This is a genomic window from Stenotrophomonas sp. PS02298 (genome assembly GCF_029959445.1).
GTDB lineage: Bacteria > Pseudomonadota > Gammaproteobacteria > Xanthomonadales > Xanthomonadaceae > Stenotrophomonas.
On the sequence record NZ_JASCOR010000024.1, the window covers coordinates 25,906 to 39,942 of the forward strand.

The 14,037-nt window shown below is 64.8% G+C and carries 7 protein-coding genes; 1 reads left to right on the top strand and 6 read right to left on the bottom strand.

Annotated features, from left to right (window positions below; all coding sequences use genetic code 11):
* Positions 1 to 7: 7 nt before the first annotated feature.
* The gene (locus QMX78_RS05860) at positions 8 to 604 is read left to right on the top strand and encodes a manganese efflux pump MntP family protein (protein WP_282267505.1); all 597 of its coding nucleotides are present in this window, start codon (positions 8 to 10) and stop codon (positions 602 to 604) included.
* Positions 605 to 775: 171 nt separating this feature from the next.
* On the opposite strand, the gene QMX78_RS05865 is transcribed toward QMX78_RS05860, so the two are convergent.
* The 6 genes from QMX78_RS05865 to QMX78_RS05890 all read right to left on the bottom strand — a co-directional run bounded on the left by QMX78_RS05865 (position 776) and on the right by QMX78_RS05890 (position 13,903).
* Positions 776 to 4,216 (bottom strand): PAS domain-containing hybrid sensor histidine kinase/response regulator, encoded by a 3,441-nt coding sequence (locus QMX78_RS05865; RefSeq protein ID WP_282267507.1) that lies wholly within the window; start codon positions 4,214 to 4,216, stop codon positions 776 to 778.
* Positions 4,217 to 4,339: 123 nt separating this feature from the next.
* Complete coding sequence (locus tag QMX78_RS05870; protein WP_282267508.1) at positions 4,340 to 4,786, bottom strand: hypothetical protein; 447 nt, start codon at positions 4,784 to 4,786, stop codon at positions 4,340 to 4,342.
* 197 nt (positions 4,787 to 4,983) lie between these two features.
* Positions 4,984 to 5,718, bottom strand: a complete 735-nt coding sequence (locus QMX78_RS05875; RefSeq protein ID WP_282267509.1) for a winged helix-turn-helix domain-containing protein — start codon at positions 5,716 to 5,718, stop codon at positions 4,984 to 4,986.
* 144 nt (positions 5,719 to 5,862) lie between these two features.
* Positions 5,863 to 8,010 (bottom strand): S46 family peptidase, encoded by a 2,148-nt coding sequence (locus tag QMX78_RS05880; protein ID WP_282267510.1) that lies wholly within the window; start codon positions 8,008 to 8,010, stop codon positions 5,863 to 5,865.
* A 236-nt stretch (positions 8,011 to 8,246) separates the two neighbouring features.
* The gene (locus QMX78_RS05885) at positions 8,247 to 12,017 is read right to left on the bottom strand and encodes a translocation/assembly module TamB domain-containing protein (protein WP_282267512.1); all 3,771 of its coding nucleotides are present in this window, start codon (positions 12,015 to 12,017) and stop codon (positions 8,247 to 8,249) included.
* 86 nt (positions 12,018 to 12,103) lie between these two features.
* A complete protein-coding gene (locus QMX78_RS05890; RefSeq protein ID WP_282267514.1) occupies positions 12,104 to 13,903 on the bottom strand; it encodes an autotransporter assembly complex family protein in 1,800 nt (599 codons plus the stop codon).
* Positions 13,904 to 14,037: the final 134 nt, after the last annotated feature.

A 14,037-nucleotide genomic window follows, 5' to 3' on the forward strand; every position in this document is an offset into this window, starting at 1 on the left:
AGTCCAGATGTCTCCCATTTCCATTGTTCTGATCGGTTTCGCCATGTCCACCGACGCCTTCGCCGCGGCGGTCGGCAAGGGCGCAGCCATGCGCAAGCCGCGCCTGATTGATGCACTGCGCGCAGGCTTGATCTTCGGCGTCATCGAGGCAATCACGCCGATCATCGGCTGGTTGCTGGGCCGCGCTGCCTCGCAGTATGTGCAGGCCTTCGATCACTGGATCGCGTTCGGCCTGCTCGGGGTACTCGGCGCGCACATGATCATCGCCGGCCTGAAGCCTGATGATGAAACCGAAGGCGACGGTGATGACGACGCAGGCGAGCAGCACAAGAGTTTCTGGACGCTTGCCGTGACCGGCTTCGCCACCAGCATCGATGCGATGGCGATCGGCGTCGGCCTGGCCTTCCTTGACGTGCATATCGGCGTGGTCGCGCTGGTGATCGGCCTGTGCACGATGGTCATGGTGACCATCGGCATCATGCTGGGCCGCGCCCTGGGGGCGGTGGTTGGCAAGCGTGCGGAAATCGTTGGCGGCGTGATCCTGATCATCATCGGCTGCGCGATCCTGTACGAGCATCTGACGGCTGCGGCCGCCGTTGGGTGACCTGCGGGAGCGGCGTGAGCCGCGAAGCAAGCGCAGCCATGATGCGCTGGGGCATAGCCGATAAGGCCTCTGCCGAGCATGGCTCGGCACTACAGATCTAGCCCCTCTCCCGATCACCGGAGAGGGGTTGGGGTGAGGGCCGCTTTTGCTGGTAAAGCACAGTGCTGGCTGCTAGCGTCGGCGCGGGTCGTTCAATGCGGTCAGGAACGCGCGCAGCGAGGCCGGCTTCACCGGCTTGGTCAACACGCGGTAGCCACGTTCGCGGGCCATGCGCTTCAACTCATCGCGGCCATCGGCGGTCAGCAATGCACCAGGCAAAGGACGGCGCGCGGCTTCGCGCAGGGCGAGCAGGGTGTCCAGGCCATCGAGCCGATCGTGCAGGTGGTAGTCCACCAGCATCACATCGGGCTGTTCACTCAATTTCTCCAGCGCCATGTCCACCGTGCTGGCAGCGATGACCTCCACCTTCCAGCGGCCGAGCAAGGCGCGCATGCCGTCGAGGATTTCCTGGTCGTTGTCCACGCACAGCACGCGCAGGCCGGCCAGCGAGTCATCACCACCAAAAGCGGTCGGCTGACGCGGCGCCGGCAGCGGTACTGCCGGTGTTTCCACCCGCGGCAGGGTGATCGAGAACATGCTGCCGTGGCCGGGTTGGCTGCGCGCGTTCAAACCGTGGTCAAGCAGGCGCGAGATGCGCTGGCAGATCGACAAGCCCAGGCCCAGGCCCTGCTCGCCCCAGTCGAACGGCTGCTGGTAGCGATGGAACTCATTGAAGATCTGCTGCATGTGATGCTCGGGAATGCCCGGGCCGGTATCCCATACCTGCAGTTCAACCTCGTCACCACGCACGCGCAGCGCCAGCACGATGCGGCCACTGCGGGTATAGCGCAGGGCGTTGGCCATGAAATTCTGCAGCACACGACGCAGCAGGCGTCGATCACTGCGCACCCAGGCAGTGCGTGCGAACACATGCAAGCGCAGGCCTCGCCCTGCCGCTACCGGCGTGTACTGTGCAGCGAGCTCGCGTACCAGCACGCTGGCATCGAACTCGCTGATGGTCGGGCGCAGGCCGCCTGCATCCAGTCGCGACACGTCCAACAGACCATCCAGCAACTCTTCGGCCGCACGCAGGGAAGCATCCACACGCTCGGCCAGATGCCGCTGCTCGTCGGTCTCGTGCAGGCTGTCGCGCAGGGCCGATGCAAAAAGCCGCGCTGCATTCAGTGGCTGCAACACGTCATGGCTGATCGCGGCGAGGAAGCGCGTCTTGGATTGCTGCGCTGTCTCGGCTGCCTGCGAACGCTCGGCGACGCGCTGCTCCAGGGTTTCGTTGGCTTCCAGCAGCGCCTGCTCGGCATTCTTGAAATCCGTGATGTCGTTGTAGCTGGTCACATAGCCGCCACCGGGCAAGGCCTGGCCACGCAGCTCGATCACCTTGCCATCGGCGCCGGTGCGTTCGAACACGTGCGGTGAACCAGCACGCATATAGCCGATACGGCGATTGATCTGCACTTCGGTATCACCCGAACCCAGCTCGCCGCGCTCGGCGTTGTAGCGGATCAGGTCGGCGACCGGGCGGCCGACGTAAAGCATGCCGTCCGGGTAACCAAACATCTGCTGGTAGCGCCGGTTCCATGCGGTCAAGCGCATTTCCGGATCGACCACACTGACGCCTGCGCTGATGTTCTCCAGCGTGGTGGAGAGAATTTCGCGGTTGAAGCGCAGCTCCTGCCCCGCCTCATCCAGTACCGCCACCACTTCACCAAGATCCATGCCCGAGCCGCGCAGCAGGCTGGTCAGCAGCAGGCGCGCGGACGCTGCACCGATGGAGGCGGCGAGCAGGCGTTCGGTGAACTGCACCCAGACTCGGTCGGCGGCAGCGGCAGGTTGGAATTCACGCTCAAGCAACTGCGCCTGTTCGCCGAACGAGCGCCGCGCACGGTTGTCACCGATGACGCGCGTGGCCAAGGCCAGCAGATCGCGGACCTTGACGTGCGCCGGCCAGTCACCGGCGACCACCGGCCGCTTGGCATAAGGATCCAGGAACGGTGCCGCGCGCAGGCGCTCGGCGACATCCGGGCGCCAGCGCATCGACACCAGCAACATAGTCACGGTGTTGATCAGCAGCGACCAGAAGGTGCCATGGGTCAGTGGGTCCCAACCGGTCAGGCCGAACAACTGCTGTGGCCGCAACCAGTCGATGCCGAACGGCCCCTGCGTGAGCAGGCTCGCATCCAGCCAGCCGCCGTGGCTCAGCGCCGGCACCAGCAAGGTGTAGGCCCAGACCACAAAACCGACCAGCATGCCGGTTTCTACCCCGCGGCGGCTGGCGCCACGCCAGTACAGGCCACCGAGCAGGCCCGGTGCGAACTGCGCGACCGCGGCGAAGGCCATCAATCCGTAGGCGGCCAGCATGGTGTCGTCGTTGCTGCCGCGGTAATAGCCATACGCGACCAGCGCCAGCAGCACGATCGCCATGCGCCGGATCCACAACACGCGCGAGGCGACATTGGCAGCCTCGCGGTGGTCGCCACTGCGCCGCAGCAGCAGCGGCATGACGAGATCGTTGCTGATCATCGTCGCCAGCGCGATCGAGGACACGATGACCATGCCGGTGGCCGCGGAGAAGCCGCCGATGTAAGCAATCAAAGCGAGCGTTGTATTGCCGGCAAGCATCGGCAAGGCTAGTACCAGGGTGTCGTCCGAGGCCAGGCCGGTGCCGAACATCGCCGCGCCGGCAGTGGCGATTGGCACGATCATCAAGGAAATCAGCACCAGGTAAGCACCGAACATCCAGCGTGCGCTGCGCACATCGCCGGCATTGCCGCACTCCACCACCGCGACGTGGAACTGCCGAGGCAGGCAGATCAGGGCCAGGAAACTGAGCAGCGTCTGCGAGACGAAGCCCACCGGCGGCATGCCTTCAAACAAGGTGCGTGCCGACTGCACCACCGACTCGCCGCGGTCGGTCAGCCACACATAGGCGAATACGCCGATGGCGACCATGGCCAGTAGCTTGATCAGCGATTCGACGGCGATGGCCAGCATCATGCCGTAATGGTGCTCGGTGGCATCGACCTGGCGGGTACCGAACAGGATGGCGAACAAGGCCATCAGCAGCGAGACATACAGCGCCGGATCGGTCAGGAAACCCTTGCCGGCGGCATCCCCGGTCAGCACCTGCAGGCTCATCGCCACGGCCTTGTACTGCAAGGCCAGGTACGGCACCACACCGATCAGGGCGATCAAAGCGACCAACGCCGCCAACCGCCGCGAGCGGCCAAAGCGCGAGGAAATGAAGTCGGCGATGGAGACCACGTTCTCGCTGCGGGCGATCAGCGCCAGCCGTTCGATGATCCGCCAGCCGAACATCAGCATCAGCAGTGGGCCAAGATAAATAGGCAGGTAGCCGATGCCGTAGCGCACCGCCGAGCCGACCGCACCGTAGAAGGTCCAGGACGAGCAATAGACCGCCAGCGCAAGGCTGTAGACCACCGGCCGCAGCCACGGGCGGTCCGGATACAGCGGGCGACGATCACCCCACCACGCCACCCCGAACAGCAGCGCGGCATAGCAGAGTGAGACCAGGAGCAGGATCCAGCTGGAGACCAAGGGTAGTTCCCGTGCGACTTAGCCGGGCCAGTGTAGCCATTCCCTCGATTCCCGGGCATCCAGCGGCCTTGTCAGCTCGGCGGCCGCGCAGAAGAACGCCCCGGCATGACCTGGGCGCTCGGATCAATCACCAGCGATTACTTGGTAATAGCCGGTCATAGTGATGCACCAACCCTTGTTATCAAGCCGAGGATGGGTCAAGTCGTCACTGACGTTGGTGAAGTTATTGCCGACGCCAAGCTTGAAGAAGTCGGCACGACTGTCCAGCCAGGCCCCTTCGCCACGTCCCATGCGGTAGTCGCCGGGACGCGAAGCGAGCTTTCCGGCCATCTCCCATCGTTGAGACATTTGCCAGATGCCGTCCAACGACAACACATGCGAGCGCTGATCATCCGAGGCACCACCAACCTGTCCGGGTGATGCCAGCTCGTACAGATAGGTGTACCTGCCAAGTGCGGCCCAGCGGGAGCTGTCGTGCGGACGGTAGGCAAAGCCGGCATTGACCTCGGCCAAGCGGGCACCGTCCTGCGCGCTCAGGCTGTCGGATGTGTCGGAGTAATTGGCACACAAGGCCAGACGCCAGTCTTCGTTGACCTTGTAGAACAGACGATTGATGGTGACCCACTGTTCGCGCGCCTCTGCGCCGGTGCCACGCCGACACTCAAGTTTGCTCGACCTGTCGGTCCACTCATCGGCGTTGACCCCGATTGCATGCGAATCGGCATGCCTTCAAATTCGTGCATTGACGATCAACTGAAAAGCATGAGCTAAACCGTCAAACGGTAGCCAGCACCCCGAACTGCGCGGATCGGGAGGGTACAGCCGGTGGCCGACTGCACACGGTTACGCAAACGGTGGACCAACACTTCAATCCGGTGCGGATCAAAGCTCCAGGGCTGGTCGGTGAGGGCCGCAATCAGGCGCTCGCGGGCAACCGTTTCGCCTTGCGATGAGAAGAGCAAAGTGAGAAATGCGCGTTCGGCTTCGGTCAGCGCCAGTACCTGCGCATTGGGCCCACGCAGGTCCCAACTATCGGATTCCAGCGCCCAGCAAGGGGCACTGTCGGCCCCGCCAACCACCATCAGCTGCGCCGCCTCACCGGGCAAGCGCCGGCGCAGGCTGTACAGCTTGGCAGCGAGGAATTCCGGCTCCGGACGATGTGGCAGGCACGCGTCAGCACCAGCCCACAGGCCATCGGCAATCAGTTGCGGGGTGTTGGGGTCCACCAACAGGACAACCCCCAGATCATCACGGCGGCGCAGGTGTTCGACCGTCTCGACCATACCGGCGCGTACCCAAGTGGTATCGATGACCACGATGTCGCAGGGAACGATCACCAGTTCGCGGTACAGCGCTTCAATACTGTCCAGGGCCTGGATCTGGGCCCCATAGGGCAGCAGTGGCTGCAACAACTCCAGCTTGCCGACAATCCAGATACGCAATGGCGCCAAGGCCGTGGGATTGGCTGCGCCCACAGGCGCATAGTTCAGATCCGATGCCACACACTCTCCCTGTCGGGCGTCAGTAGACAGCCCACCTATTCTCGGGATTTTAGCCTAGCGTAATGTCAGTTATCGCCGAAACGAGGTACACACCGTTTTATGAATGGAATGGGCGGCCCTTTCGCGCCGCCCATTCAGTCGCCCTTATTCGGCAGGTACGCCCATTTCCTGCAGCAGAGCGGGCGCCGGATACACCTTGGCCAACAGCCAACGCAGGTACCGCATGTCCACGTGCACGGCACGCTTGTAGCGCGGGTCGAACCACCAGCTGGCGCTGACCGATTCCCAGTTGGAATCGAAGTTCAGGCCAATCAGCTCGCCCTTGGCATTGAGCACCGGCGAACCGGAGTTGCCACCGGTGGTGTCCAGGTTGGTCAGGAAGTTCACCGTCTGCGTCTTCAACGCTGGATCGGCGGTGCTGCCGAAATCGCCCTTGGCAATTGCCGCCAGCAGCGGCTTGGGCGCATCGAACGGCACCGTGTTGGTGTTCTTCTCGACGATGCCCGCAACCGTGGTCACCGGCGAGTAGCTGACCGCGTCACGCGGATGCAGGGCCTCGACCTTGCCGTAGCTGATGCGCAGGGTGCTGTTGGCATCCGGGTATACCGCGCGGCCCTGGCTTGCGCGCCAGGCGAACAATGCCTGCATGTAGGACGGACGCAGACGCAGCTGCTCGCCCGCGCGCTCCTTGCTGTCGCGCTCGGCATTGAGCTGTGCCATCACCAGTGCAGAGGCCACCGACACCAGCGGATCGGCTTCGATGAAACCACCCTTGCGTGCGGCTTCGAAGCGCGAAAGACGCTGCGCTTCATCGCCGAGCTTTGTCTGTGCGTACAGTTCATCCAGATGCCTGGCCAGCTCGGCCGGGGTGCGACCGAACAGGTTGTCGTAATGCGAATCGCGCTGTGCATCGGGCAGCTGCTGGTAGCGGGTCAGCAATGCGGTGAGCAAGGCCTTCTCAACGGCCGGGTCGTAGCGACGCTGTACCTGCTTGAGCACACCTTCGATCAAAGCCTGGTCGCGCTGCTGATAGCCGGCTTCACGCTCGGCATCGGGCTTGAGCGACTCCACCCGCAACCGCTCCAACAGCAACGCCGAACGCAGCAGCTGGGTCTGGCTGGACATCAGGGTGATCAGGAACTCGCTGCCGCCAACCGCGCTGTCCGCCGCCAGCGACGCAAACAGTGCATCGATGTCGGCCTTGTACCTGCCATCGGCGCTGGCCAGCATGGCCTGTTCGTCCTGTGCACGCTGGGTCTTGGCATCGCTGCGCAGCAGGCCTTCCAGTTCACCGGCAGCGCGCTTGCGGTTGTTCTTCAACGACTGCAGCTGCGAAGCGTAGCGCGTGCGTGCATCGGCATTGCCCTTGCCCTGCGCTTCGATCACGTCGATCAGCTGTTGGAACACTTCCACGCGACGCGGCAGCACGGTGTCGATCTGGTTGGCGAACTCGGCGGCGGTGCGCAGGCGATAGGTGGTGCCCGGGTAACCGGCCAGCATCGCGTAATCACCTTCCTTCGGGCCATCCAGCGACATCTTCAGGTGCGCCGGCGGATGGTAAGGCACGTTGTCCTTGCTGTACGGCGCCGGCTTGCCATCCTTGCCGACGTAGGCACGCAGCAGGGTGAAATCGCCGGTATGGCGTGGCCACATGAAGTTGTCGATTTCATCGCCGTAGTTGCCGATCGCACGCGGCGGTGCATAGACCAGACGGATGTCGGTCAGCTCCAGCTGGCGGATGCGGTAGAAGTCGCTGCCGTAGTACATGTTGGCCACCGAGCAACGCACGCCGCCTTCGGCTTCGCAGTCGGCGACGATGCGCTTGCGCGCGCTCTCCACCGCGTCGTAATAGCCGCGACCGGTCTTGCCACGCGCGTCCTTGAGCACCTCGTCGGTGACCTTGTCGAAGCCGACCGTCACCAGCACCCGGTAATCGGGATTGGCAGCGCGCTCGTCGTCGCGGCCCTGGGCGATGAAGCCGTCATCGATGAAGTTGTGCTCCTTGCTGGCGTTGTACTGGATGACGCCATAGGCCACGTGGTGATTGGTCAGCAACAGGCCCTCGTCGGAGACGAACGAACCGGTACCGCCACCGACACGCACCACCGCGCTCAACGGCGGCGCGGTGACATCGGCCAACTGCTTGGGGTCACCCTTGAAGCCGGCATCCTTCAGCGTCCTGGCCAGCTCCGGCAGCTGCGTGGGCATCCACATGCCTTCGTTGGCGTGGGCGGCAGCGGCGGTCAGGCTCATGCCCAGCGCCAGCGCGGCGGTAAGCGGTTTACGCGTCATTGGAACTCCAGCGGATTACAGAACAGCCGTGGACAGTAGCGGCCCCCGCTTGGAGCGGCAACCGCCAGCAGTCACGCCAACGCTTGTGGGAGCGGCGTAAGCCGCGAAGCCAGTGCAGCACGAACTCGTGACAGGATTGATCTTCGGCGTGGCCAATGCGTCAATGGCTGCGGTGGGAGTGGTGGCTTCGCGGCTGACGCCGCTCCCACAACATCCCACAGCACCCATGCTGCTGCTCAGCGCTCCGTGCGCCAGTTCACCGAGCCGCGGTTTTCGACCGTGGACGATTCCACTTCGATGTCGAAGCCGCGCCGCAGCAGGTACTTCAAGGTGAGTACCGAGCCGCTGCCGATCAGTGACACGCCGTAGCCGATGTAGAGCTTGGGCGTGATGTACTTGCCCACGCCGATCACCGAACCGCCCAGCGCGCGTGACTGGCTGACGCCAGCATCATCGAGGCCGATCTTGGCGCCCACCTGTGCAGCAAGCAGGCCAGTGCCGGCCGACAATGCCGCCGATGCCGCGTTGACCTGCTGTGCCTGGTCGCTGCTGGCCATGCTCAGGCTGCGCCCCAGCACCAGATACGCCAGCGATTCGGATTGCGACATCGCCGGATCCGACCACACGTCGACCTTGGGCTGCTGGGCACGGCCGGTGACATGGATGCCGGCGGTGATGTCACCAATCGAGCGCTGTGCCTTGATGTTGATGCGCGGGTCGGAGACCACGCCGTAGTTCCACAACAGCTGGCCGTCGGTGATGGTCAGGTCCTGGCCGTAGGCCTTGTAGCGGCCACTGACTTCCAGGCCGCCGTTGGCGGTCATCTCGTGGCCCGGGCGCGCACGCACCTGCATCCTGCCGGTCAGCGCGCCCTTCAAGCCAAAGCCGCTCATCTTGACCTTGTCGCCGAGGCTGACGGTCAGGTCCATGTCCAGCGGCGAGGACGGGCCTTCTTCCGGGTCGACCGGATCCAGCACCACGATGTCTTCCGACGCCGAGGTGCCGCGATCCAGGCGTTCAAGATCCAGATCCGCCTCGGGCACATGCACGCTGCCACGCAGTTCCATCGCCGTGCCAGCCAACGTGAAGTCCAGATCCGGATTGGCCACCACCCGCAGTTCGCTGGTGTTGGCCATCAACACCTTGTCGCCGTGGATATGCAGCTGCAGGGGCTGTGCATCGCCGAACCAGGACAGGCCGCCATCCACCTGCAGCGTGCCTTCGCCACCGGTCTTGGTGGAGGCGCTGATGCGCGCCGAGCCATCGGGCTGGGCGATGAAGCTGCCCTTGCCTTCGCTCAGCGTCAGGCCCAACGCCGGGAATTCACCGGTGAAGTTGCTGAGCTTGGCCTCGCCACCCAGGGTCGGCTGCGAGCGCGTGCCGCGCAGGCTGACGTGGCCTTCGATCAAGCCTTGCGGGCGCACCAGGTCAGGCGAGAACAGCTCCAGCCAGTACAACCGCGCGATGTTCATGTACAGCTCGCCGGTGAGCGCCGCGCTGGGCTCCCAGCCGGTCTGCACCTTGGCATCGATGAAGCCGTCGCCCTTGAAGCCGACGCCGAGGTAGCCCTTGATGCTGTTTGGCAGCATGTCGACGTTCAACGAGAAATTGTCGTAACGCACCAGCTCGCCACGGGCATTGTCGCCCAGACGGATGCCGCCTTCGGCCGAGGCTACCTTGAAGCCACCTTCCCAGGCATTGCCACGCGGACGGATGTTGCCATCCAGGGTGAGCTCGCCACGCAGGTACATGCGGCGGCCTTCATTGGGCGGCAGCCATGGCTGCACCAGGGCAAGCGGCAAGGCATCGCCGCGCAGCTGCAGGCCTTCGCGCGGCCAGTTGGCGGCGATACACAGGGCACCACCGGTCTCCGAACCCAGACAGGCATCGGACAGGGTGAAGTTGCTGCCCTGCGCACTGAACGTGGCCGCCTGCCGCAGCTGCCATGGCGCGCCCTTGACCGGCGCGATCCGCAGCGAGGCCAGCTCGCCGCGCCAGGCCTGGCCCTGCTGGCGCACGCTGCCACTCAACGCCACCGCGCCCAGCTCATTGCGGGTATCGGCGTCCAGCTGCAGGTTCTGCACGCTGCCACGTGCATTGATGTTGACCTGGTCGAGCAGCATGCCAACCTCGATCGCGCTGCCGTGGATCGCCAGCGCGCCGTTGTTGCCCTGCCATGGCAGACGGCCGTTGATGCTGATCTGCTGGGCCTTCCAATCGTCCCATTGCAGGCCATTGCCGCGCAGGTCGGCGGTGATGTCCGGCTGGCTGGGCGTGCCGTGCAGCTGCAGCGTGCCGGCCAGGCTGCCGGTGCCGCCGGGCAGCAGATCAGACAGGTGCAGCGGCTCCAGCCGCGCATCCACATCCAGACGGTCGCCGACCTTGCCCTTGGCCTCGATCTGGCTGTCACCCATCACCAGCCGCACATTGCCCTCGCCCTGCGTACCCTGCAGTGCGAGCTTGGCGCGTGCATCGACGCGACGGCCGCGCAGCATGCCGTTGATCTGCGGCACGTCCAGCGTGGCTTCGAAACGCATGTCGTTGCTGCCGGCCACGGCCGGCAACTGCTTGCCCTTGGAGGCCAGCGAGCCGGACAGGTTGCCTTCCCAGCCCGGCGCGAAATAACCGGGATCAAACTTGGACAGGCTTGCATCCACATCCCAGGCCAGCGTCGGTGCCCAGGCCGCCGAGCCCTTCAGTTCCAGCGAACCACCAGGCGTGCTCGCCTGCAGCCGTTCGATATGCGCCTGCTGGTCGTTGCCACGCACATCGAAATCAAGATTGGCGTCCTGCGCTTCGCGCGCCACTTCAGCCTTGCCAACGGCGGCCCAGTTCTTCAGGTTGCCGGCCACACCCAGCCGCGCCTCTTTCAGATGCAAGGGCACCGGTGTGCTGTCCGGCGAACTCGGGTCCGGCTCGGGGGTGTAGGTCAGCTGGTTGGCCACCACCGCGAAGCGGAAGCCCGGGTTCTGCGCGTCGCTGAAATCGGCGGTGCCCTGCAGCCGCACGCTGCCGCCGAAGGCTTCGGCAACCAGCGGCGCAACCGTCAGCACCTGCTTGTCGATGGCGACATTGGACGGCGCCAGCACCAGTTCGTTCTCGCCCTGGCGCACCCGGCCCTGCAACCGCGCCTGGCCACCGCGGCCACGCGCGTTGAAATCCAGCGCCAACGGTGCCGGTGCTTCGCCCAGGAACTGCGCGGGCACCAGCTGGCCGATATCCAGCTGCTCGCTGCGCGCGGCCATGTTCCACACCGGATCGCTGCGGCCATCCAGAATGAAACTGACATGCAGCGGCTTGGGCGCGTAGCCGGCCACCGCAACTTCCATATGGGCCAGGTTGCCACGTGCGACCAGGCCCAGCCGCGCGGCGGGCTGGCCCGGACGTGGCGGCATCAGCGCGCGCACGGTCAGGTCGGTGGCGTAGTCCTTGCGCGGCAGATAGTGGCCGTCGATACGGAAATCGCCGAGGTTGCTGTTGACCTTGATCTGGCTGGCGGTGAATTCGCCATTGGCAGCTTCAAGCCCACCACGCACCTTGCTGATGTCGATGATCGGCTGCTGCAGCTGGGTGATGCGCAGGCCATCGATGACGATGGTGTCGGCCTGCAAGGCCAGCGGCAACTCGATGGCCGGCAATACATCCGGCCAGTTGGGCAGCTCGAAGGGCTTGTCTTCCGACGGCCCCAGCTCCAGCGTGGCATCGCTGATGCGCAGCGCGTCCAGGCGCAGCTTGCGGCCCAGCAGCGGGCGGATATCCGGATCCAGGTAGGCCTGGCCGGCAGTGAAGTGCAGCTCGTTGTAGCGGAAATCCAGGTCGTGCAGGATCAACGGGCCGGCCAGCGGGCCTTCGGCCTTGCTCCAGGTCAGTGATGAGCCGGCGGGCAGGCGCGCGACCACCTGCGCCAGCAGCACCTCGCGGCCGGCTACGGTCTGCAGCAACCAGTACAGCGCGAACAGGCCCAGCAGCGCCAGCACGGTGATGGTGATGCCACTGCGCACCGCCAAGGTGCGCAGTCGCGCCTTGCGCTTGGCACGCAGCTCGGCGATGCGGGCTTCGCGCTCTTCCGGGCTCACCTCGTCGGGACGGCGGCTCACAGGTCAGCTCCGATGTTGAGGTACAGCTGGAACTGCGAATCCGGGTTGTTCAAACCATGCGCGATATCAATGCGCACCGGGCCCACGGGCGACTTCCAGCGCACGCCGAAGCCGACACCGGTATGCAGGTCAATCTTGTTGTCGAAGGCGCTGCCGGTATCCACGAACACCGCGCCGCCCCAGGGGCCGCCGCCGAAGTAGTGCTCGTACTCGACCGAGCCCACGGCAAGATTCTTCGCGCCCAGCGCGAACTTGTCCGGTGCCGGCGTACGCGGGCCGACTTCGCGGAAGGCATAGCCGCGGATGGAGCGGTCACCGCCGGCGAAGTAACGCAGGCTGGGCGGCATCGCGACCAGATCGCTGGTCCAGGTGGTGCCGGCCTGTCCGCGCAGGATCAGCCGGTCGGCATCGCCCACCGGGATGTACCAACGCACGGTGGCATCGGCCTGGATGAAGCTGGTGTCCGAACCGGCCCCTTCGATGCCGCCACGCAGGGTGGCATTGCCGCTCAGGCCACGGCGCGGGAAGCTCTTGTCGTCGACATCGACGTAGTCGGCGGTGAGCTGCGGGTAGACCAGCGTCGAATAGTTGTAGACCGCGGCATTGAACTGGTCGCCGGAGCTGTAGCGCCAACGCTCGCGCAAGGCATTCATCGAGACGATGGCGGTCCAGTGCTCGTTGATCTCGCCGCTGCGGCTGGCGATCAGCTTGACGTTGCGCAGGTCGATGTAATCAGTCTGCTCGTCATAGGCACTGATCGCATAGCTGTACCACCCATCCAGCCAGCGGAAGCCCGGCACGCGGTAGCTGGTGATGAAGCTCTTGCGCTTCTGTGCGTAGTCCAGCTGGGTGCTGAGCTTGTGCCCACGGCGGTTGACATAGCGACGCTCGACGCCACCGCGCACACCCGGCCCGCTCTCGCTGCCATAGCTCAGACCAGCGGTATAGATGGTGCGCTTGGCGCGGGTCAGCTTGACGTTGACCGGGACCTCGCCGTTGTCATCGGCCTGTTCCGGATGCGGCTGGATGTCGATGACACTGAAGTAATCCAGCTTGGTCAGCGACTCGCGCAGGCGATCAAGCTTGCCTTCATGCCAGTAACTGCCCTGCTCCCAATACACCAGTGGCTCGAACAGCCCCGGGCGGAAATAGTCCTGCTCGAAGGTGATCGGCCCCATGTTGTAGCGGCGGCCGCTGTCCCAGGTGAGGAAGATGTCGGCGGCATTCTCGGCGCGGGTCACTTCCACCTTGCGCTGGGTGAAGTCGGCATCGAAATAACCACGCTCGGCCAGGCGCCGGGTGATGGTGATCTTGCTGGCCTCGTAGTTCACCGAGTCGAAGGCTTCGCCAGTCTTGGGGTGGAAGGCCTCGATGTCGTCCTGCAGGTACTGGTCGCGCGAGGCCGGGCCGGTGATGGCCAGTTCCTGGGTGCGGACCTTGACCTGCTCGCCCTTGTCGACCTGGATCAGTACCTGCAGGGTCTCGCCGGTACGCGGCGCTTCCACGGTGATCTTCGGATTGTAGAAGCCGAACGGCTCCAGCGCGGTGCGGGTCTGCCGCTCGGCCTGCGACAGCAGGTATTCCAGTCGGGATTCGCCCTGCACCTTGCCAATCGCATCGTAGACCGACAGCGACACCTCGATGTTTTCAATCATCTCGGCGTCATCACCCTTGTCCAGACCCTTGATCTGGACTTTTTCGATGGTGCCGCGGGCATGGGCAAGGGGTGCTGCTGCCAGCGACGCCAGGAACAGAAGGAGCGGGGTGATTCGAGATAGCTGCATGCGCGCCAGCATACCGGTCCGAACATGACCGGCAAAATCACATGGCTGGCAGGGCCCAGCCATGCTCGGCCGGGGTGGCCCCTGTGGTGCCGAGCCGTGCTCGGCAGAGGCTTTACCGGTAATGCCCTTGCCGAGCATGGCTCGGC

What these genes read in the sequence shown, in the direction of transcription:
- QMX78_RS05890 (WP_282267514.1), bottom strand. Translation starts at nt 13,903, where the DNA reads ATGCTGGCGCGCATGCAGCTATCTCGAATCACCCCGCTCCTTCTGTTC.
- QMX78_RS05860 (WP_282267505.1), top strand. Translation starts at nt 8, where the DNA reads ATGTCTCCCATTTCCATTGTTCTGATCGGTTTCGCCATGTCCACCGAC.
- QMX78_RS05880 (WP_282267510.1), bottom strand. Translation starts at nt 8,010, where the DNA reads ATGACGCGTAAACCGCTTACCGCCGCGCTGGCGCTGGGCATGAGCCTG.